Origin of the sequence: Streptomyces sp. NPDC094147 (genome assembly GCF_044764265.1) — a bacterium.
Classification (GTDB): domain Bacteria; phylum Actinomycetota; class Actinomycetes; order Streptomycetales; family Streptomycetaceae; genus Streptomyces.
Genome location: NZ_JBIWHT010000001.1, coordinates 235,394 through 255,773, shown reverse-complemented (window position 1 = coordinate 255,773; position 20,380 = coordinate 235,394). Strand labels below are relative to the sequence as shown.

Below are 20,380 nucleotides of genomic sequence, written 5' to 3'. Positions count from 1 at the left end.
CGGGGGGGCAGCACAATGGTCGGGTGCCAACGAACAAGAAGAAGACGCAGGTGACCGCCTCGCCCGAGCGGCGCCGTGAACTCCTCGCCACGGCGGCCGAAGTGTTCGCCGCCCAGGGGTACAACGCCACCACCGTCCGCAGGATCGCGGACGAGGCGGGCATGCTCGCGGGCAGCCTCTACTACCACTTCGACTCCAAGGAATCGATGCTGGACGAGATCCTCTCGGCCTTCCTGAACGAGCTCTGGGAGGGGTACGACACCGTGCTCGCCGCCGGGCTCGGCCCCCGGGAGACCATCGAGGCCCTCGTCACCGAGTCCTTCCGGGAGATCGACCGGCACCGCGCCGCCGTCGCGATCTACCAGAAGGAGGCCAAACACCTGGTGGACCAGGAGCGTTTCCACTACCTCGCCGACTCGCAGCAGAAGTTCGAGAAGGCGTGGCTGGGGACGCTGGAGCGCGGGGTGGCCGCCCACGCCTTCCGGGCCGACCTGGACATCCGGCTCACCTACCGGTTCGTGCGCGACACCGTGTGGGTGGCCGCCTCCTGGTACCGCCCCGGCGGCCGGCACAGCCCGGAGGAGATCGCCCGCCAGTACCTCTCCATGGTCCTGGACGGAATCGCCGTACGTACGTAACTCACTTACACGAATGGGGAGTTGGCATGGGCGAGGCCTACATGGTCGAAGCGGTACGCACCCCGGTGGGGCGGCGCGGGGGAGGGCTCTCGGCGGTCCATCCCGCGGACCTCGGCGCCCATGTGCTGAGGGCGCTGGTCGAGCGCTCCGGCATCGACCCGGCGGCCGTCGAGGACGTGGTCTTCGGCTGTCTGGACGCGGTGGGCCCGCAGGCCGGCGACATCGCCCGCACGGCATGGCTGGCGGCCGGACTCCCCGAGGAGGTGCCCGGCGTCACCGTCGACCGCCAGTGCGGCTCGTCCCAGCAGGCCGTCCACTTCGCGGCTCAGGGCGTCCTGTCCGGCACGCAGGACCTGGTGGTCGCGGGCGGCACCCAGAACATGTCGATGATCCCCATCGCCTTCGCCTCCCGGCAGGCCGCCGAGCCGCTCGGTCTCACCGAAGGCCCCTACCTCGGCAGCGCGGGCTGGCGGGCCCGGTACGGCGAGGCACCCGTCAACCAGTTCCACGGCGCCCAGCTCATCGCCGAGAAGTGGGGCATCTCGCGCCGCGACATGGAGGAGTTCGCGCTCGGCTCCCACCAGCGTGCGATCCGCGCCGTCGACGCGGGCCGCTTCGAGCGCGAGACGGTCCCTTACGGCGAGGTCGCGGCGGACGAGGGGCCGCGCCGGGACACGACCCTGGAGAAGATGGCGGGCCTGAAGCCCGTCCTGCCCGGCGGCGCGATCACCGCGGCCTGCTCCTCCCAGGTCTCCGACGGAGCCGCGGCCCTGCTCATCGCCTCCGAGCGCGCGGTCGCCGACCACGGACTGACCCCGCGCGCCCGCGTCCACCACCTCTCGGTACGCGGCGAGGACCCCGTCCGGATGCTGTCTGCGCCGATCCCCGCGACCGCGTACGCCCTGAAGAAGACCGGCATGAAGATCGACGACATCGACCTGGTCGAGATCAACGAGGCCTTCGCGCCGGTGGTGCTCGCCTGGCTCAAGGAGACCGGCGCCGACCCGGCCCGGGTCAACGTCAACGGCGGCGCGATCGCGCTCGGCCACCCGCTGGGTGCGACCGGAGTCAGACTGATGACGACCCTGCTGCACGAGCTGGAGCGCACCGGCGGCCGCTACGGCCTCCAGACGATGTGCGAGGGCGGCGGCCAGGCCAACGTGACGATCATCGAGCGGCTGTAACCGGCATCACGGCTGCTCCGCGCGGCGGCATGCTATCGTGGGGGCTGTTGCAGTTTTGGTACCCATATACTTTATGTGCGCCTGACGGGAATGCTCCTCAGGCGCATATTTGTTTTCCGGGTTTCTCCGGATGGGCTCAATGCGGCGACGAGGAATCCGTAAATCCGCGGATTTCCGGAACTGCCCCTGTCTTAGGAGAAATGACATGGCTACTGGCACCGTGAAGTGGTTCAACTCGGAAAAGGGCTTCGGCTTCATCGAGCAGGACGGCGGCGGCCCCGACGTCTTCGCCCACTACTCCAACATCGCCTCCTCCGGCTTCCGTGAGCTCCTTGAGGGCCAGAAGGTCTCCTTCGAGGTCACCCAGGGCCAGAAGGGCCTGCAGGCGGAGAACATTCTCCCCGCCTAATCGCCGACGAGGCGTATTTTGCAGCCGCGCACGCCGCGGCTCGCGAATTTCGCAGCCGGGGCCCGCACCCTCAGGTGCGGGTCCCGGCTTGTGCTGTCTTGTCCCAGGAAGGCAAAACCGTATGACGCGCATGACCAGCAAGCGCTCGGGCTCCGGTGCCGGCACCGGCTCCCGTTCCGGTTCCGGCACCGGTTCCGGTCCCCGCAGGGGCTCCGGCCGACCCTCCGCCAAGCCCGCCAAGGGCAAGACCATGGCGCCGCAGGGTGAATTCAAGCTGCCGGAGACCCTCACCCCCGCGCTGCCCGCCGTCGAGGCCTTTGCCGACCTGGACATGCCCGCGGCGCTCCTCAAGACGCTCGACGCGCAGGGCGTGACCGAGCCGTTCCCGATCCAGGGCGCCACCCTGCCGAACTCGCTCGCGGGCCGCGACATCCTCGGCCGCGGCCGCACCGGCTCCGGCAAGACCCTCGCCTTCGGCCTCGCGCTGCTCGCCCGCACCGCGGGCCGGCGGGCCGAGCCCAAGGCGCCGCTCGCGCTCGTCCTGGTACCCACCCGGGAACTCGCGCAGCAGGTCACCGACGCGCTCACGCCGTACGCGACGTCCGTGAACCTGCGCCTCACCACCGTCGTCGGCGGGCTCTCCATCACCAAGCAGGCGAACGCGCTGCGCCGCGGCGCCGAGGTCATGGTCGCCACCCCGGGCCGGCTCAAGGACCTCATAGAGAGGGGTGACTGCTCGCTGGAGAACGTGGGCATCACCGTCCTCGACGAGGCCGACCAGATGGCCGACATGGGCTTCATGCCGCAGGTCACCGCGCTGCTCAAGCAGGTCGAGCCGGACGGCCAGCGGATGCTGTTCTCGGCGACCCTGGACGCCAACATCGACCGCCTGGTCCGGATGTTCCTCACCGACCCGGTGGTGCACTCCGTCGACCCGTCGGCGGGCGCGGTCACCACGATGGAACACCACGTGCTGTACGTGCTCGACGAGACCGACAAGAAGGCCGTCACCACGCGCATCGCGGCCCGCGACGGCCGCGTCATCATGTTCCTGGACACCAAGCGCTCCGTGGACCGGCTGGTCAAGCGGCTGCTCGCGAGCGGGGTCCGCGCGGCCGGGCTGCACGGCGGGCGTTCCCAGCCGCAGCGCAACCGGACGCTGGACCAGTTCAAGAACGGCCAGGTCACCGCGCTGGTGGCGACGAACGTCGCGGCGCGCGGCATCCACGTGGACGACCTGGACCTCGTGGTGAACGTCGACCCGCCGACGGACCACAAGGACTACCTCCACCGCGGCGGGCGCACCGCGCGGGCGGGCGAGTCGGGCAGCGTCGTCACGCTCGTCCTGCCCGACGAGAAGCGCGAGATGACCAAGCTCATGTCGTTCGCGGGGATCCGGCCGCGGACGGCCGAGGTCAAGTCGAGCTCCGAGGAGCTCGTACGGGTCACGGGCGCGCGCGAGCCGTCCGGTGTCCCGGTGGTCATCGAGGTGCCGGCCCAGCCGGAGCCGAAGCGGGCGCCCTCCGGGGGGCGCGGCCGGGGTCGTCGCGGCGGCCAGGGTTCCGGCACGCCGCGTCAGTCCACGGGCCAGGGCGCCCGACCCCAGACCTCCGGCGCCCGCGCCCAGGGTTCCGGCCAGGGCGCCCGTGCGCAGGGCTCGGGCTCTGGGCAGGGTGCGCGTGCGCCTCGTGCGCAGGGCTCTGGGCAGGGTGGCCGTGCGGGTGGCCGCGGGCGCGGCCAGGGCGGCGCGAGCCGGGGCTGATCTTTTCCCCTACCCGCCCCTTCCCGAACCGGGGGCCCTGCCCCCGGACCCCCGCTCCTCAAACGCCGGAGGGGCTGGGCTTCTTGGCCAGCATCGCCAAGACCTCCGACGCCTCCCCCATCACCCTCCCGAGCAGCTCCTCGCAGCTCGGGAGGTCCTCGATCACCCCGGCCACCTGGCCGGAGGCCATGACGCCGAGGTCCGTGCGGCCCTCCACCATGGACGCCCGCAGCAGCATCGGGGTGTTGGCGGCCAGCAGGACCTGACTCCACGTCAGGTCCTTGCCGTGCTTCATCGCCAGGCCGTCCCGGACCAGTTGGGGCCAGGAGAGGCCGGAGAGCTTCCGGAACCCGGCCGCCCGCCGCACCGCCCGCGCCAGCGCCACCGCCCGCCCGGCCCCTTCGAGCGAGGCGACGAGTTCCGTACGGAGCATGCGGTGCGGCAGCCCGTCCACGGCCGTCGTGACGGTGACGTCCTTGACCGTCGCCGCCAGATACGCCGCCTTCACTGCGTCGGGCACGGTCGAGTCCGAGGTGAGCAGGAAGCGGGTGCCCATCGCGATGCCCGCCGCCCCGTACGCGAGCGCGGCCACCAGCCCCCGGCCGTCATGGAAGCCCCCCGCGGCGACCACCGGGATGTCCACCGCGTCCACAACTTGCGGGAGCAGTACGGTAGTTGCCACCTCCCCGGTGTGGCCGCCGCCCTCGCCGCCCTGCACGATCACCGCGTCCGCGCCCCACGCCGCGACCTTCTCGGCATGCCGCCTGGCACCGATGGAGGGGATCACGACGACGCCCGCGTCCTTCAGTTCGGCGATGAGCTCGCGGGAGGGGGCGAGCGCGAAGGAGGCCACTTTCACGCCCTCCTCGACGATGATCCGTACCCGCTCGCGGGCATCCCCGGCATCGGCCCGCAGATTCACCCCGAACGGCGCGTCCGTACGGGACTTGACCTCCAAGACCGCCTGCCTCAGCCGAGCCGTCGTCATCGTCGCCGAGCCGAGGATGCCGAGCGCGCCCGCGTTCGCCGTGGCCGAGACCAGGCGGGGGCCCGCCACCCAGCCCATGCCGGTCTGCACGACCGGATGCCGGACGCCGACCAGTTCGGTGAGTGCGGTCTCGATGAGGGGAGGAGCGGGCGGCGTCATGGCCTCACCTCGCGGTCGCGCAGGTTCTCCGGGTCGATCACGTCCCGGACGAGGCGGAGTTCCTCGGGGGTGGGGGCGCGGGTGTACGGGACCTCGTCGGCCACGGCGAGTTCGAACGCGGTCGCCTCCCGCACCTGCTCCACCGTCACGCCGGGATGCAGCGAGGCCAGCCGCATCGCGTGGTCCGGGGTCGCGAAGTCGAAGACGCCCAGATCGGTGACGACCCGCGGGATGCGGTGGAAGCGGGTCGCGGACGGGCCCGCGGCCGCCGCGCTGTCGTAGCCGACCCCGCTGATCATGTCGACCTTCGGCACGAAGACCCGGGTCGAGTGCTTGGGCACCCAGTAACTCACCGGATTGTTCAGGGTGTTGACCGGCGCGCCGCGTACCCCGAGGAGCTGGCGGGCGGGCCGGGACCAGTCGCCGATGCAGGAGATGTTCTGGTTGCCGAACCGGTCGATCTGGCTCGCGCCCATCATGACGTGCCGCCTGCCGCCGGTGACCATGGCGAGGTGCCGGCGGTACGGCAGCCAGCCCTCGGGCTCGCCGTCGGGGCCGACGAGCAGCGCCTCGCCGTCGGTGAGCAGCAGATCGGGGGAGAAGGTGCGCCGGGCGAGCCGGGCCCCGACCGAGGGGATCAGGCCCATCGGGCTGGCGAGCACCTCCCCGTTGTCGCGCCAGGCCTCGGCGCAGGCGATCACGCAGTACTCGGCGCGGGTCACGGCCGTCGCCTCCGCGGGCACACCCGTCCTCACTTCTGCTCCTCGTGCCAGGCCTGGACGGCCGACTGGTAGGACTTCTCGTCGGGCCCGGACAGGAAGCGTTCGGCGAACTCGGGCCAGGGCGTGGTCGCGTACAGCTTCTGGAAGGGCTCGTCGCGGCCGTAGTCGGGGCCGCAGGAGGTGAAGTGGGCGCCGTTCGGGGTCTCCACGACTCCGGTGACCGCGTACCGCCTGACGAGGAGGGTCTGCGGAACGGCTTCCCGGAAGCCGTCCACGACGTGCTCGCAGGAGGCGTACGCGCTGTCGGCGGCCTCGCAGAACAGGTCGTCGAAGTAGGGGTCGGGGCCCAGGTACTGGCCGTTGCCGAGCCGGTCGGCGCGGTTGAGGTGGACGAGGGCCGCGTCCATCCGCAGGGCGGGCATCGCCACGAAGCGCTCGCCGTCCTCATACGGTGAAGTGACCGTGCGCAGCTGCGGGTTGACCCGCATCACGTCGGAGCCGATGCCCGCGCGGACCGGCAGGAACGGCAGCCGGTTGGCGGCGGCGTGCAGCCCCCACATGAACATCGCCTCGTCCACCTCCATCAGCTCGAAGGCGCCCGCTTGGCGGGCGGTACGGAAGTGCGGCTCCAGGGGGATCGAGTCGAGCGTGGCGAAGGGCGCCACCAGCTTGCGGATCCGTCCGGCGGCGGCGAGCAGGCCGACATCGGGGCCGCCGTACGAGATCACGGTGAGGTCGGTGACCGGGGAGCGGAGCAGCGCCCGCACCAGCGCCATGGGTTTGCGGCGCGAGCCCCAGCCGCCGATGCCGATGGTCATGCCGCTGCGCAGCCGCGCGACGACGTCCTCGGGCGTCATGGTCTTGTCCGTCACCGGTCCGCCTCCTCGGTGCCCGCCGCGCCGAACGTGTCGCGGACGCGGTCGGCGACCCCGCTGAGGTTGGCCTCGAAGGTGAAGCCCTGCTCGAAGCGGTAGCTGCGGCGTACGTCGACGGGGTCGATGCCGTTGATGGCGGCTTTGGCGAGCCGGATGAGGGTGCCGTCCTTGCGGGCGATCTCGCGCGCCAACTCCAGTGCGGCAGAGGCGAGTTCGGCGCGGGGCACGACTTTCCACACCGATCCGTGGGCGTGCAGCTCCCGCGCCGTCGCGGTGCGCGAGGTGTAGTAGAGCGCGCGCATCAGGTGCTGCGGGACGAGCCGGGCGAGGTGGGTGGCGGCGCCGAGCGCGCCGCGGTCCAGTTCGGGCAGGCCGAAGGTGGCGTCCTCGCTCGCCACGATCGCGTCGGCGTTGCCCACCAGGCCTATGCCGCCGCCCAGGCAGAACCCGCCCACCGCCGCGACGACCGGCACCTCGCACTCGTACACCGCGGCGAAGGCCTCGTAGCAGCCCCGGTTCGCGCCGATGAGGGCGGTGTGGCCGCGGTCGCGCTGCATCTCCTTGATGTCGACCCCGGCGTTGAAGCCGCGGCCCTGTGCGGCGAGGACGACACAGCGGACCTCGGGGTCGCGGCCGGACGCGCGCACCGCGTCGGCGAGCTCGTACCAGCCCCGCACGGGAAGGGCGTTGACGGGCGGGAAGTCGACCGTGACGACGTGAATGCCCTTCTCGGGGCTTGCGGTGGAGACACCCATGGGCGGATCAGCTACCTTTCCACCAAACGTTTGTTAGGTGAGGAAGGTAGCAGCGGATGGAGCTGGCCGGGAAGGCAGTCGTCGTCACCGGTGGTACCCGGGGCGTGGGTGCGGGGATCGCGAAGGCGTTCCTCGGCGCGGGCGCGGACGTGATCGTGTGCGCCCGCAGACCGCCCGACGCGGCCGTCGAATCCGGCGGCCGCCAGGCCGAGTTCCGCCCGCTCGACCTGCGCGAACCGGACGCCGTACGGGACTTCTTCGCGGCGGTCGCGGCCGACCGCGGGCGGCTGGACGTGCTGGTGAACAACGCGGGCGGCACCCCGTACCGGCTGCTCGGCGAGGGCGAGGGCGAGGGCGAGGGCGAGGGCGAGGGCGAGGCGGAACGGCATGCGCGGGTCATCGCCCTGAACCTGACGGCCCCGCTCACGGCGTCGCTGGCCGCCCGGCCGTATCTGCGCGCCTGCCGCGGCTCGGTCGTGATGATCGGCAGCGTGAGCGGGGTGCGGCCCTCGCCGGGCACGGCCGCGTACGGCGCCGCGAAGGCGGGCCTGGAGAACCTGGCCCGTTCGATGGCGGTGGAATGGGCGCCCGAGGTCCGCGTCAACACCCTGGTCCTCGGGATGGTCCGCACCGAACTGAGCGCGCTGCACTACGGGGACGCGGAGGGCGTCGCCGCGGTGGGCAGGACCGTGCCGCTGGGCCGGCTCGCCGAGCCGGAGGACGTCGGCGCGGCCGCGGTCTTCCTCGCCTCCGCGCGGGCTTCCTACATCAGCGGCGCCTCCCTCCTGGTCCACGGCGGCGGCGAACGCCCCGCCTTCCTGGACGCCGCCACTGTCAACAAGCCTGAAGGGAACGGAAGATGAGCGGACTGTGCGAGGGCCGGGTCGTGGTCGTGACCGGCGCGGGGCGGGGGCTCGGCCGCGCGCACGCGCTGGCGTTCGCTGAGCAGGGGGCCAGGGTCGTGGTCAACGACCTGGGGGTCGGACTCGACGGGGCGGGCGTTCCCCAAGGTCTCGGCTCCGCTCGACCAGGGGAGACCCCAATCGGCGGCCCCGCGCAGTCGGTGGTGGAGGAGATCCGGGCGGCGGGCGGCGAGGCGGTGGCGCACGGCGGCGACATCGCCACCGCCGAGGGCGCGGCCTCGCTCGTCGCGACGGCGGTGGAGACGTTCGGCGCGCTGCACACGCTGGTCAACAACGCGGGGTTCCTGCGCGACCGGATGCTGGTCAACCTGGACGAGGACGACTGGGACGCGGTGATGCGGGTCCACCTCAAGGGCCACTTCCTGCCGCTGAAGTACGCCGCCGCGTACTGGCGCGCCGAAGCGAAGGCGGGCCGCGAGCTCGCTGCGCGGGTCATCAACACCAGTTCCGGAGCGGGCCTGTTGGGCTCGGTGGGTCAGGGCAACTACAGCGCCGCGAAGGCCGGGATCGTGGGTCTCACCCTGGTCGCGGCGGCCGAGACGGGCCGCTACGGAGTCCAGGTCAACGCCATCGCCCCGGCGGCCCGCACCCGCATGACCGAGCGGACCTTCGCGGACACCATGGCGGCGCCGGGCACGGCGGAGGCCTTCGACGCGATGGCCCCGGAGAACGTCTCGCCGCTCGTGGTGTGGCTGGGCTCGGCCGCGAGCGCGGGTGTGACGGGCCGGGTCTTCGAGACGGAGGCGGGCCGCATCACCGTGATGGAGGGCTGGCGCCCCGGGCCGAGCAGCGACAAGGGGGCGCGCTGGACCCCGCGGGAAGCGGGCGCGGCGGTACTGGAGTTGCTGGCCCAGGCGGAGCCGCCGGGGACGGTGTACGGGTCGCGGCAGAGCCGCTGATGATCTTAGGTTGCGTACGGCTTAAGGTCCGGCGGCGCTTGCGTTACGCACTCGGCCGTCTTGGTTAACAGGTAGAAAAATCAACGGACTTGGCGTTGACGGCCCCCGCTCTACGCGCGTCATCATGGTCCGCATGAGAATCCCCCCACGCATCGCAGCCCTCGGTGGCGCGGCCGCCATAGCCGCCGCCCTCCTCACCGGGCCGGTCGCCGGAACCGCGTCGGCCGCCCCCATGGCCACCGCCGCCTCCGTATCCGTGCAGTCCGTCGGCAGCGTCTGCTACTCCGCGCTGCCGTCCCAGGCGCACGACACCCTCGACCTCATCGACCAGGGCGGCCCGTTCCCGTACCGCCAGGACGGCGTCGTCTTCACCAACCGCGAGCAGGTGCTGCCGAGCCAGAGCAGCGGCTACTACCACGAGTACACCGTGATCACGCCGGGTGCGCCGACGCGCGGCGCCCGCCGGATCGTGACGGGTGAGCAGTCCCAGGAGGACTACTACACCGCCGACCACTACGCCACGTTCAGCCTCATCGACTTCGGCTGCTGAGCCGGCAGCCGCGGCAACCCGGGCCCGCTCCGTCCCCTGGCAGGGGGCGGGGCGGGCCCTCGTTGTGGCTCACTCCTCGCCGAACCGGCGTCCCAGCGCGCTGGTCGCCGTCGAGTTGTGCACCGTGAAGGCCACCGTCCCCGGCAGATAGCGGTCCTGCGACCACTCGACCGGGGTGCCCGCCGGGTCGGTGGAGCGCCGCCGCTCGCGCAGCAGCGCCTGACCGGCCGGGCAGCCGAGCAGCTCCGCGTCGTCCGGGTCGGCGGGAACCACGTCGATGGTGTGCTGGGCGTCGGTGAACAGGACGCCGTGCAGCTCCAGTTGGTCGGTGTGCGAGACCGCGTCGGGCGCCAGCGCAGCCACCAGCTCGCCGATCCGCTCCGGATAGGTCGTACGCTCCACCATCACCGGCGCGCCCGACAGGGTGCGCACCCGCAGCACCCTGAACACCCTTGTACCCGTTGGCAGTTGGAGGTGGAGGGCCTCCTCCTCGTCGGCCGCGGCCGGGTCGACGGCGACGGTCCGGCCGCCCGGCTCCTCGCCCAGCGAGCGCGCCCAGCGGGCGAACGAGCTCAGCTCCGCGAAACTCTGCAGCCGGGCCGACCCGCCGAGCACCACCCGGCGGGCGCCGCGCCGCGAGGTCACCAGACCGTCGACGCGCAGCGCGGCCAGCGCCTGGCGGACCGTTCCCCTGGACACGCCGTAGCGGCGGGCGAGTTCGTCCTCGGCGGGCAGCCGCGCCCCCGAACCGTACTCACCGGCCGCTATCGCGATCCGCAGGTCCGCGGCCACCTTCCGGTAGAGCGGCGACTTGCTGGACACCCCGACCCCCTCAACTGCCGATCAGTGAGCGGAGCAAGGTGAGGTCCGCCTCCTCCAGACTAGTCAGGACCGTGCGCCCGGGGGCGGGCGCTATGGGTTCGACGGACGGCACCGCGAGCACCGCGCAGCCCGCGGCCTCCGCCGACGCGATGCCCGTCGCGGTGTCCTCGACCGCCACGCAGCGCGCCGGGTCCGCGCCGAGCGCCGCGGCCGCCGCGAGGTAGGGATCGGGGGCGGGCTTGGTGCGTGCCGTGTCCTCGGCCCCGTACACCGCGTCGAAGCGGTGGCCGTCGAGGGAGGTCGCGACCCTGCGCACGACGGCGCTCGGCGACGCCGACACCAGCGCGGTGAGCACCCCCGACTCCCGCAGCGAGCGCAGGAGTCGCAGCGCCCCGGGCCGGGGCTCGGCGCCGTCGGCGAGGCGCGCCGTGAAGTCCGCGCCCAGTTCGGCGGCCAGCTGCTCGCGCGGGGCGCCCAGCACCTCGTGCAGCAGCTCGGCGGTGTCCTCGACGGAGCGCCCGTACACCGCGCGGCGGCTCTCGCCGGCCAGCTCGTGGCCGTGGCGGGCCGCGACCTTCTCGACCACCTCGACCCACGCCTCCTCGGTGTCGACGAGGGTGCCGTCCATGTCGAACAGGACCGCCCGCAGCCCGCTCACGCGTCCTCACCCGCCGCGAGCACGGGACGCGGCTGCGGCCGTACGGTGACGCGGGCGCCCGCGCCGAAGGAGCCGGCGGTGTGCGAGGGCAGGTCGGCCTTGACCTCGGTGCCGTCGGCGAGGCGGACGCTGAGCCGCGTACTCGCGCCGTGGAAGGAGCTCCCGGTCACCGTGTCGGGTCCGCCGTCCGTCACCTCCAGGGCCTCGGGGCGCAGCAGGAACACCGTGCCGGTCGCGGGGCCGTCCACCGGGAGGCGCACGCCGAGCACTTCGGCGAGGCCGTCGTCGGTGACCTTGCCCGGGACGCGGTTCATCGTGCCGATGAAGGACGCCACGAACGCGGTCGCCGGACGGTCGTACAACTCGGCCGGGGCCGCGCACTGTTCGAGCCGCCCGCCGCGCATCACCGCGACCCGGTCGGCCATCGAGAGGGCCTCCTCCTGGTCGTGGGTGACGAAGACGGTGGTGATGCCGAGTTCGAGCTGGAGGCGCCGGATCTCCTCGCGCAGCTGGACGCGGACCTTGGCGTCCAGGGCCGAGAGCGGTTCGTCCAGGAGCAGCAGCCTTGGTTGGAGGGCGAGCGCGCGGGCCAGCGCCACGCGCTGCTGCTGGCCGCCGGACAGCTGGTGCGGGAAGCGGTCGCCGTGCTCGGGAAGGCCCACGAGCTCCATCAACTCGGCCGCGCGGGCGCGCCGTTGGGGAGCGGCGACCTTGCGCATCTTCATGCCGAAGGCCACGTTGTCGGCGGCGCTCAGATGCGGGAAGAGGCTGTACGACTGGAAGACCATCCCGGTGTCGCGCCGGTTGGCCGGCACCGGCACGATGTCCTCGCCGTCGAGCAGCACCTCGCCCGCGTCGGGGCGCTCGAAGCCCGCCAGGACCCGCAGTGCGGTGGTCTTGCCGCAGCCGGACGGGCCGAGCAGCGCCAGGAGCTCGCCCGGTGCGACATCGAGGTCGAGCCCGTCCAGGGCCACGGCGGACCCGAAGGTGCGGCGCAGCCCCCGGATCGTGAGGGCGGTGCCGGTGCGCGGCGGTGCGGTGGTCATCAGACGGCTTCCTTCTTCTTACGAGTCGTGCGGGTGCCGCGGGTGCGGGCGAGGCCGGTCAGCACCAGCAGCAGCCCCCACGTCAGCAGCAGGCTGAGCAGCGAAACCGCCACCGACAGCTGGGCGTTGGACCCGGAGGCCTGCACGATCCACACCGCGAACGGCTGGAATCCGAGCAGCGAGGCCACGGTGAACTCACCGAGCACCAGCGCGAGCGCCAGGAACGAGGCGTTGAGGAGCGCGGTGCGCAGATTGGGCAGGACGACGGCGAGCAGCGCCCGCGGCCAGGACGCGCCCAGGTCGCGGGCGGCCTCGACGAGGGTGCGCACATCGACGGCCCGCAGCCCCGCGTCCAGCGAGCGGTACACGAAGGGCAGCGCCATCACGACGTACGCGAAGACCAGGACCAGCGGGAAGCCGGGGTTCTGGACGGCGGCGAACGTCGCGTACAGCGGGGTCGTGGCGAGATGGTCCGGGCCCCATTTGAGGACCGTCCCCAATCCGGCCACCAGCGCCACCGGCGGCACCACGAGCGGCAGCGTGCACACCACTTCGAGCACCGCCCGCAGCCGCCCCGAACCCGAAAGCCGCACCGCGAGCGCGGCCGGCAGAGCCAGGAGCAGCGCGAGCGCGACCGTGCACAGGCCGAGCCCCAGCGACCGCAGCAGCGCGGCGGTGAAGCCGTCGGCGCCGAAGATCTGGGTGTACGAGGAGAGCGTGAGGCCCTGCCCCGGCACGTCCACCGTGAACACCAGGGAGGCGAGCAGCGGGACCAGGAAGTAGGTGCCCGCGACGAGCAGGACCGCCCCGCGCCACGGGCGCAGCGGATACGTCAGGCGAGCCATCGGGCGCTCCTTCGCTGAAGGGGCAGATGGACGGCCATCACCAGGAGGGCGACGATCACCATGTCGAGGCTGAGCGCGAGCGCCACGTTCTCCTGGCCCACCAGGACGTTGCCGGACAGCGCGTCCGCGATCTGCATGGTGACCAGCGGCACCGAACTGCCCACCATCGAGGCGGCCGTGGCGTACGCGGCGAACGCGCTGCCGAACAGCAGGACGAAGCCGCCGAGCAGGGTGGGCAGCAGCACCGGGATGCCGACGTGGCGCCAGTACTGCCAGGCGTTCGCCCCGTTGTCGCGGGCCGCCTCGCGCCACTGCGGGCGGAGCCCGTCAAGGGCCGGTGCCACGGTGAGCACCATCAGCGGGATGAGGAAGTACAGATAGGTCAGGGCGAGTCCCCAGAAGCTGTAGAGGCTCCAGCCGTGCTGGGCGAGACCCAGCTTGGTGGTCAGGACGCCCGCGTTGCCGAGGGTGGCGACGAAGGCGAAGGCGAGCGGGACGCCGCCGAAGTTGGCGAGCACCCCGGAAGCGGTGAGGACGGCCTCGCGCAGCGCCTTGCCGCGCGAGGTGACGACGGCCTGCGCGAGCAGCAGACCGAGCACGGCGGCGATGGCGGCGGTGGTGGCCGCGAGCTTCACGCTGCCGAGCAGGGCGGTCCAGTAGGCGCCCTGAAGGGACTGGCGCAGATTGCCGAGCCCGTACGAGCCGTCGACGGACAGCGCCCCGTTGAGCATCGCGAAGGCCGGCAGGCCGAAGGCGAGCGCGACGAAGGCGAGCAGCGGGACCGCGGCGAGCCAGGCGCCGGGGCGCCTGCGGGCCCGGCGCTGCCCGGTGCGCACAACTGCCTTGGTGGCGGCGGGGGTTGAGGTGGTGGCGACAGTCATGAGGTGATCAGCCCGAGATCGCCTTGGCCCAGCCGTCGGCGAGGGTCTTCTTCGCCTGGGTGTTCTGCGCCTCGGTCGGGAAGGTGGGCGTGCCGCTGACCTTGGGGAGCTTGGCCGCGGCGTCCTTGTCGAGCGAGCCGTCCTTCTCCATGGCGGGCATCAGCGCCGGGCGGGCGTACCCCTTGAGCCACAGGTTCTGGCCCTCGGCGGAGTACAGGTACTCCTGCCACAGGCGGGCCGCCGCCGGGTGCGGGGCGTCCTTGTTGACGGCCTGCGAGTAGTACTGGGCGTAGACGCCGTCGGCGGGGACGACGGTCTTCCAGTCCAGGCCCTTGGTCTTGAACTCGTCGGCGTAGCCCGCGTTCAGGTAGTCCCAGTCGATGGAGATGGGCGTCTCGCCCTTCTCGACGGTGGCCGGGGTCGACTCGACCGGGTTGTAGTTGCCGGCCTTCTTCAGCTTGGCGAAGAAGTCCAGGCCGGGCTGGATGTTGTCGAGCGAGCCGCCGTTGGCGAGGGCCGCCGCGTACACGCCCGCGAAGGCCGAACCGGCCTTGGTGGGGTTGCCGTTGAGCGCGACCTGGCCCTTGTACTCGGGCCTCAGGAGATCGGCGAAGGTCTGCGGGCACACCTTGACGCGCTTGGCGTCGCAGCCGATGGAGACGTAGCCGCCGTAGTCGTTGAACCAGCGGCCCTGCGCGTCCTTCTGCCCCGCGGGGATCTTGTCGAAGGCCTCGACCTGGTACGGGGCGGTCAGGCCCTGCTGGCCGGCGGACTGCGCGAAGGAGGCGCCGAGGTCGAGCACGTCGGGGGCGCGGTCCTGGCCCTTGCGGGTCTTCACCGCGTTGATCTCGTCGGCGCTGGTCCCGGCCGGGTTCTCGACGGACACCTTGACGCCGTACTTCCGCTGGAAACCGTCGATGACGGCGCCGTAGTTCGCCCAGTCGCGTGGGATGGCGATCGCGTTGAGCGTGCCCTCCTTCTTCGCGGCGGCGGCCAGGGCGTCCAGGCCGCCCGCGTCCTTCGCCGAGGCGGCGGTCGCGAGGTTCTTGCCGCCCTTGCCGGAGTCGGCCGCGGCGGTCGAGGCGCCGGGCTTGGCGCCGCAGGCGGCGAGGGCGAACGCGGAGGCGGCCAGGGTCACGGCGAGGCCTGCGGTGCGTATACGGGGGGCGATCACGGGAGCTCCAAGTTGTACGGACAACTGTTGTACAGACAACTCCATTACGAGGGTGGTTGATGGCCCGGCGGTGAACGCGGGGCGACGGGCGCGATGCCGTTGGCGTACGGATCCGGTCAGCTGATTTCGGCCACGCGGGGCGGGGTGCCCGGCGCGGGGCGGGCTCAGGAGGCGGGGTCGCTCGGGTGGCGGTCGCCGCCGCCGCGGCGCAGCAGCCCGTACGCCCAGCGTTCGTTCAGGCCCGCGAGGAAGCCGATCGTGCCCCAGAAGAAGAACGCCTTGATCAGCGCCTCGTGGTCGGCCAGCGACAGCGGGCCCGCGCCGCACAGGCCCGCCGGGGTGGCGGGCGGCGCGAAGATGGTGAGGACGCCGCCGTTGATGAGCAGGAACAGCGAGGTGGCCAGGAACCAGCCGACCACCACCCGGTACCAGCCCTCCTGCCGCATGACCTGGGCCAGTTGGCGCGGATCGGCGGGTATGTTCTGCACCCCGCCGCGGCCCGGCGCCCGCCGCATCAGCTGGTAGGCGTTGCGCAGCCGGACGATCACGCTGAACACCGCGCCGAGCGCCCCGCCCGCGAAGCAGACCAGGGCGTGCATCAGGCTCAGCTGCTCCGGGCAGGCCAGCGTGCTGTGGAACAGCGCGGGCACCGCCTCGCCCACGGCGAAGACCAGGACCAGCACGACCGGGCTGAGCACCATGCCGAAGGCGAGCCCGGTGTTGAGCCCGCGGCTGCTGGCCAGCGCCGCGTCGGAGTCCAGGCGCCGGGCCGCGGCGTCGGCCTCGTCCGCCAGGCGCTCGGCGCCGGCGGCGCGCGTCTCGGCGTGCTCGACCGCGGCCATCCGCACACCGCCCCGCACCGCCTGCTCCAGGGCCCGGCACACATCGTCGCGGGTGCGCCGCTCGAAGGCCCGCTGGGCGGCGGCGTACAGCTGCTCGATCCGGTCGAGCTGCTGCGGCTGCCAGCGCCACAGGCGCTGCAGATCGGGCGCGTTCTCGGCGAGGCCGAGCGCGTCGGGCAGCGTTCTCGGCTCGGGCGCGGGCGCCCCGATGAACCACTCCCTGATCCGCCGTGCCCGGACCGTCCGCTGTGCACCCATGCGTCCCACCACCCCGTCGCTCACGGGGCAGTCACCTCGTCACAAGCCCCCTGCCCGGAAGCCTAGTTGGCGGTCGGCCGGCTCCTCCCCGCGAGGGTGCCGCCCCCGGGGTCAGGTGTCGCACTCCAGGACCGTGCGGCACAGACCGCAGCGGGCCCGGACCCGGCCGCGCACCGGCACCCGGATCCGCTGGCGGCAGGTCGGGCAGGCGAAGCAGACCCGCAGGCCCTCCGGTCCCGGCTCGAAGGAGTAGGGGGAGCCGGACTCGGCCCAGGCGCCGCCGTGCTCCCGCGCGTACCTCCGGTCCTTGGCGTAGCGCCGCCGCCCCGCCCAGCCGGCCGCGACGAGCGGGGGCAGCTGCCCGTCGCCGCGCGCCCGCGCCGCGCCCGCCGTGTACGCGGGATACGCCTGCGGGCTGGTGAACCACGGCGAGGGGTCCTCGCCGAACAGCTCGGCCCGCTTGGCGAGCACGTACCCGAACTCCTCCGGGGTCAGATAGCCCAGCTTCTGGCTGGAGACCCCGTCCTCGCGGAAGGCGTCGAGCAGCAGCCAGCCCGCGCCGAGATACGTGGTCACGGTGTCGGTGAGGATCTCGTTGTCGCGGGTGCCCGGGAACGTCAGGTCCAGGCGGTGCAGCAGCACGTGGGTGATCTCGTGCGCGAGCGCGGCCCCGATGTCCCTGCGGTGGCGGCGGAACCGGTCGTTCAGCTCGATGAAGTACTCGGGCCCCGCGGCCAGTTCGACGCTCGCCGCGTGCTCCATCTCGCGGAAACTGACGATCATCCGGGCGTCCGGCAGATGCAGGTGCTGGACGAGCGCCCGAGCCACCCGCTGGGCTCCCGGATACAGGTCGTCGTGGTCGGCGAAGGCCACGTCCACGGGGAGCACGCTGGTCGCGTACCCCTGGAGCCCGTCGTAGGACAGGCGCCGGTGCAGCGCGGTGATCGCAGCGCGCACCGTGTCGAGATGCGGATAGCCGTGCACGACCGGGCTGTCGGCGCCCACGCTGCCACCCCCGTTCCGAACCGTGGACCGGATTCCACTGTAAGGGCGCCGGGCCCCGCGGGGGGCTGGCCGGAAAGGGGGCCTTGTGGCGGGCGCGGCGGCCTCCGGATAATCCCGGAACGCACCTTGACGCGCCCATGTCATGTTGAACGACGGGCGCGGTCCGTCGGTGCGTATGACAGTCAACCCCCCACGAGAGGCAGTCAGTTGAAGAAAATCATGCGCGCGCTCCGCAGATGCCTGGCCGTCACGGCCGTCCTCGCCGCCGCGTTCAGCCTGCCCGCCACCGACGCCTTCGCCTCACCGCGGCCCGTCGTCGGCGGCGACCTGGCCGCCCAGGGCGAGTTCCCGTTCATGGTCCGGCTCTCCATGGGCTGCGGCGGCGCCCTCTACACCCAGCAGATCGTCCTCACCGCCGCGCACTGCGTCGACGGCAGCGGCGCCAACACCTCCATCACCGCCACCGGCGGCGTCGTGGACCTCCAGAGCTCCGGCGCGGTCACGGTCCAGTCCACCCAGGTCCTCCAGGCCCCCGGCTACAACGGCCAGGGCAAGGACTGGGCGCTGATCAAGCTGGCCCAGCCCATCGACCAGCCCACCCTCAAGATCGCCACGACCGCCGCGTACAACAGCGGCACCTTCACCATCGCCGGCTGGGGCGCCACCAGCGAAGGCGGCGGACAGGAGCGCTATCTGCGCAAGGCGGCCGTCCCCTTCGTCCCCGAGGCCGACTGCCAGCAGGCGTACGGCGGCCAGCTCGTGCCCGGTGAAGAGATATGCGCCGGCTACCTGGCCCAGGGCGGCGTCGACACCTGCCAGGGCGACTCCGGCGGACCCATGTTCCGCAAGGACGACACGGGCGCCTGGATCCAGGTCGGCATCGTCAGCTGGGGCCAGGGCTGCGCCGAGCCCGGCTACCCCGGCGTCTACTCCGAGGTCTCGACCTTCGCCTCCGCGATCGCCCAGGCGGCCGCCACGCTGTAGCGGCCCCGTCCGGCCGGGCGCCCCGAATTTGCGGGCGTCCGGCCCAACCTGCTCATATAGGGGCATGTCTCTCACAGTGGTCATCGCGGACGACCAGGAAATGGTCCGGACCGGCTTCCGCATGATCCTGGAGAGCAGGGCCGACATCGAGGTCCTGGACGACGTGGTCGACGGGCTCGCCGCCCTCGAAGCCGTCGAACGCCTCGACCCGGACGTGCTGCTCCTCGACATCCGGATGCCCGGCCTCGACGGACTCGAAGTCACCCGCCGCCTCTCCGGCCGCGACCGCCCCCGCATCGTCATCTGCACCACCTTCGACCTCGACGAATACGTCCACGCCGCGCTGCACGGCGGCGCCTGCGGCTTCCTCCTCAAGGACGCCAGCCCCGAAATGCTGGTCGAGGCGGTACGCGCGGCGGCCGCCGGAGACGCCCTGGTCTCGCCCGCGATCACCGTCCGGCTCCTGAAGGAACTCGCATCCGCCCGCCCCGCCGACGGCGGGCGCCGCCCCTCGGAGCCCCTCACCGAACGCGAACGCGACGTCGTGCGCTGCCTGGCCCGCGGCGCCACCAACGCCGAGATCGCCGGCGAGCTGTACGTGTCCCTGTCCACCGTGAAGACCCACCTCGCCAACGTCCAGGGCAAACTCGGCGCCCGCAACCGCGTCGAGATCGCCGCCTGGGCCTGGGAGAGCGGACTCGCCACGAGCGCCGCGTGAGGCGCCGGTGAGCCCCGTACGCAGCTGGTTCGGGCGCCATCCGCGCGCCGCGGCCACCGCCCCGCTGCTGCTCGCCGCCGTCCTCGTCACCCTCGTCACCTACGAAGGGGTCGCGCTCGCCCGCCAGCCCACCCGGCCGCACGCCATCGTGTGGAGCGCCGGGATCATGGTGTGCATCTGCGCGGTGCCCTGGCCGAAGATCCCGCTGATCCCGCGCGCCTGGACCGCGGCCGCCATCAGCTGGACCGCGACCGGCCTGCTCTTCGCCGGACGGCCCGAGATCGTCTGGGGGATGGGCGAGGCGATCGCCCTCCTGGTGCTGCTGTCCTCCGTGCTCCTGTACACCCCGGCCCGCACCGCCGCCGTCCTCGGACCCGTCCTCGGCCTCGGCTGCACCGCCGTGCCGGTACGCGACGCCCAACCCGGCCGGTTCACCCTGCTGTTCGCCGTGCTGGCCGTCGTCGTCAGCGCGTACTCGCTGCTGATGCGCGCACAGTCCGGCCAGCGGGTCCGCGACCTGGAGGCCGTCCGCGCCGCGGAGCGCATCGAACTCGCCCGCGAACTCCACGACCTGGTCGCCCACCACGTCACCGGCATCGTCGTCCAGGCCCAGGCCGCCCGCTTCACCGCCGTCTCGGGCGAACGCGCCGCCGAGTCCTTCGCGCGGATCGAGGAGGCCGGCGGCGAGGCGCTCGGCGCGATGCGGCGCCTGGTGCGGGTGCTGCGCGAGGGCGCCGCGGAGACCGAGCCGGTGGCCGGCATCGCCCAGATCCGCGCGCTCGCCGAACGCTTCTCACGCGCCGGGCCGCCCGCCGTGCTCTACGTGGAGGCGGGCCTGGAGCAGCGGCTGCCCCGCGAGGTGGCGGCCGTCGCCCACCGGGTGGTGCGCGAGTCGCTGACCAACGTCCGCAAGCACGCGGCGAACGCCACGGCGGTACGCATCGGCATCCGCACCACGAACAGCGGACTCGAAGTGCGCGTCGCCGACGACGGGTCGAGCGCGGTGAAGCTCGCCGAACAGGCCCGCGGCGGAGGCTTCGGCCTGGCGGGCCTGACCGAACGGGTCACCGCGATGGGCGGCGAACTCACCGCGGGCCGCGCCCCCGAAGGCGGCTGGCAGGTCACGGCGGTACTGCCGCTGGACGCGGAGTAGGCACTCCCGCACCGCGCAGGCGCCCGCCCCCACCGCTGGACCCGGAGCCCGCCGGACCCCGTTAGTCCAACACCTGTCCCTCCTTTGTCCATGGGCGCACCCGCGCCCGTCGGCCCATCGTGGCGTGCAC

22 protein-coding genes are annotated in these 20,380 nt (G+C 72.7%); 10 read left to right on the top strand and 12 right to left on the bottom strand.

The window, feature by feature from the left end:
- Positions 1–23: 23 nt before the first annotated feature.
- The 4 genes from ACIQ8J_RS01180 (at position 24) to ACIQ8J_RS01165 (ending at position 3,993) form a co-directional block, all read left to right on the top strand.
- The gene (locus ACIQ8J_RS01180; RefSeq protein ID WP_403263576.1) at positions 24–638 is read left to right on the top strand and encodes a TetR/AcrR family transcriptional regulator; all 615 of its coding nucleotides are present in this window, start codon (positions 24–26) and stop codon (positions 636–638) included.
- Between the two features lie 26 nt (positions 639–664).
- Positions 665–1,822 carry an acetyl-CoA C-acetyltransferase gene (locus ACIQ8J_RS01175; RefSeq protein WP_403263575.1) on the top strand — a complete coding sequence of 386 codons (1,158 nt, stop codon included), beginning with the start codon at positions 665–667 and terminating at the stop codon, positions 1,820–1,822.
- Between the two features lie 205 nt (positions 1,823–2,027).
- The gene (locus ACIQ8J_RS01170) at positions 2,028–2,231 is read left to right on the top strand and encodes a cold-shock protein (RefSeq protein WP_053727847.1); all 204 of its coding nucleotides are present in this window, start codon (positions 2,028–2,030) and stop codon (positions 2,229–2,231) included.
- 130 nt (positions 2,232–2,361) lie between these two features.
- Positions 2,362–3,993 (top strand): DEAD/DEAH box helicase, encoded by a 1,632-nt coding sequence (locus ACIQ8J_RS01165; RefSeq protein WP_403265147.1) that lies wholly within the window; start codon positions 2,362–2,364, stop codon positions 3,991–3,993.
- Positions 3,994–4,051: 58 nt separating this feature from the next.
- Here ACIQ8J_RS01165 and ACIQ8J_RS01160 read toward each other — a convergent pair whose 3' ends face one another.
- The 4 genes from ACIQ8J_RS01160 to ACIQ8J_RS01145 are packed head-to-tail and all read right to left on the bottom strand — an operon-like array spanning position 4,052 to position 7,492.
- Positions 4,052–5,116 carry an NAD(P)H-dependent flavin oxidoreductase gene (locus ACIQ8J_RS01160; RefSeq protein ID WP_403265144.1) on the bottom strand — a complete coding sequence of 355 codons (1,065 nt, stop codon included), beginning with the start codon at positions 5,114–5,116 and terminating at the stop codon, positions 4,052–4,054.
- Positions 5,117–5,136: 20 nt separating this feature from the next.
- Positions 5,137–5,895 (bottom strand): CoA-transferase subunit beta, encoded by a 759-nt coding sequence (locus ACIQ8J_RS01155; RefSeq protein WP_403263573.1) that lies wholly within the window; start codon positions 5,893–5,895, stop codon positions 5,137–5,139.
- Positions 5,892–6,734 carry a CoA transferase subunit A gene (locus ACIQ8J_RS01150; protein ID WP_403263571.1) on the bottom strand — a complete coding sequence of 281 codons (843 nt, stop codon included), beginning with the start codon at positions 6,732–6,734 and terminating at the stop codon, positions 5,892–5,894. Before ACIQ8J_RS01150 ends, ACIQ8J_RS01155 begins: the two co-directional genes overlap by 4 nt.
- A complete protein-coding gene (locus ACIQ8J_RS01145) occupies positions 6,731–7,492 on the bottom strand; it encodes an enoyl-CoA hydratase family protein (protein WP_403263569.1) in 762 nt (253 codons plus the stop codon). Before ACIQ8J_RS01145 ends, ACIQ8J_RS01150 begins: the two co-directional genes overlap by 4 nt.
- 56 nt (positions 7,493–7,548) lie before the next feature.
- Between ACIQ8J_RS01145 and ACIQ8J_RS01140 the strand changes: the two genes are divergently transcribed.
- From ACIQ8J_RS01140 to ACIQ8J_RS01130, 3 genes are all read left to right on the top strand, one after another.
- Entirely contained in the window at positions 7,549–8,355 is an 807-nt protein-coding gene (locus tag ACIQ8J_RS01140; RefSeq protein ID WP_403263568.1) for an SDR family oxidoreductase, read from the top strand.
- Positions 8,352–9,314, top strand: coding sequence for an SDR family oxidoreductase (locus ACIQ8J_RS01135; RefSeq protein WP_403263566.1), 963 nt, complete (start codon positions 8,352–8,354; stop codon positions 9,312–9,314). Before ACIQ8J_RS01140 ends, ACIQ8J_RS01135 begins: the two co-directional genes overlap by 4 nt.
- Before the next feature lie 133 nt (positions 9,315–9,447).
- A complete protein-coding gene (locus ACIQ8J_RS01130; RefSeq protein ID WP_403263564.1) occupies positions 9,448–9,864 on the top strand; it encodes a ribonuclease domain-containing protein in 417 nt (138 codons plus the stop codon).
- 69 nt (positions 9,865–9,933) lie between these two features.
- Here the strand turns inward: ACIQ8J_RS01130 and ACIQ8J_RS01125 are convergent, their stop codons facing one another.
- The 8 genes from ACIQ8J_RS01125 to ACIQ8J_RS01090 all read right to left on the bottom strand — a co-directional run bounded on the left by ACIQ8J_RS01125 (position 9,934) and on the right by ACIQ8J_RS01090 (position 17,395).
- Complete coding sequence (locus tag ACIQ8J_RS01125; protein WP_403263563.1) at positions 9,934–10,686, bottom strand: GntR family transcriptional regulator; 753 nt, start codon at positions 10,684–10,686, stop codon at positions 9,934–9,936.
- Between the two features lie 10 nt (positions 10,687–10,696).
- Positions 10,697–11,344 (bottom strand): HAD family hydrolase, encoded by a 648-nt coding sequence (locus tag ACIQ8J_RS01120; protein WP_403263561.1) that lies wholly within the window; start codon positions 11,342–11,344, stop codon positions 10,697–10,699.
- Positions 11,341–12,390, bottom strand: coding sequence for an ABC transporter ATP-binding protein (locus ACIQ8J_RS01115; protein WP_403263559.1), 1,050 nt, complete (start codon positions 12,388–12,390; stop codon positions 11,341–11,343). The genes ACIQ8J_RS01120 and ACIQ8J_RS01115 overlap by 4 nt, the downstream gene beginning before the upstream one ends.
- Entirely contained in the window at positions 12,390–13,235 is an 846-nt protein-coding gene (locus ACIQ8J_RS01110; protein ID WP_403263557.1) for an ABC transporter permease, read from the bottom strand. Before ACIQ8J_RS01110 ends, ACIQ8J_RS01115 begins: the two co-directional genes overlap by 1 nt.
- Positions 13,223–14,116, bottom strand: a complete 894-nt coding sequence (locus tag ACIQ8J_RS01105; RefSeq protein WP_403263556.1) for an ABC transporter permease — start codon at positions 14,114–14,116, stop codon at positions 13,223–13,225. The genes ACIQ8J_RS01110 and ACIQ8J_RS01105 overlap by 13 nt, the downstream gene beginning before the upstream one ends.
- A 7-nt stretch (positions 14,117–14,123) precedes the next feature.
- Positions 14,124–15,335, bottom strand: a complete 1,212-nt coding sequence (locus ACIQ8J_RS01100) for an ABC transporter substrate-binding protein (protein WP_403263555.1) — start codon at positions 15,333–15,335, stop codon at positions 14,124–14,126.
- A 119-nt stretch (positions 15,336–15,454) separates the two neighbouring features.
- On the bottom strand, positions 15,455–16,390 hold the full coding sequence (locus tag ACIQ8J_RS01095) for a hypothetical protein (protein WP_403263553.1): 936 nt from the start codon (positions 16,388–16,390) through the stop codon (positions 15,455–15,457).
- Between the two features lie 111 nt (positions 16,391–16,501).
- On the bottom strand, positions 16,502–17,395 hold the full coding sequence (locus tag ACIQ8J_RS01090; RefSeq protein WP_403263551.1) for a hypothetical protein: 894 nt from the start codon (positions 17,393–17,395) through the stop codon (positions 16,502–16,504).
- A 207-nt stretch (positions 17,396–17,602) separates the two neighbouring features.
- Between ACIQ8J_RS01090 and ACIQ8J_RS01085 the strand changes: the two genes are divergently transcribed.
- The 3 genes from ACIQ8J_RS01085 to ACIQ8J_RS01075 all read left to right on the top strand — a co-directional run bounded on the left by ACIQ8J_RS01085 (position 17,603) and on the right by ACIQ8J_RS01075 (position 20,250).
- Positions 17,603–18,379: a S1 family peptidase gene (locus ACIQ8J_RS01085; RefSeq protein WP_403263549.1), complete on the top strand. Its 777-nt coding sequence runs from the start codon at positions 17,603–17,605 to the stop codon at positions 18,377–18,379.
- A gap of 64 nt (positions 18,380–18,443) precedes the next feature.
- On the top strand, positions 18,444–19,097 hold the full coding sequence (locus tag ACIQ8J_RS01080; RefSeq protein WP_403263548.1) for a response regulator: 654 nt from the start codon (positions 18,444–18,446) through the stop codon (positions 19,095–19,097).
- Positions 19,098–19,104: 7 nt separating this feature from the next.
- On the top strand, positions 19,105–20,250 hold the full coding sequence (locus ACIQ8J_RS01075; RefSeq protein WP_403263546.1) for a sensor histidine kinase: 1,146 nt from the start codon (positions 19,105–19,107) through the stop codon (positions 20,248–20,250).
- The last annotated feature ends 130 nt before the right edge of the window (positions 20,251–20,380 follow it).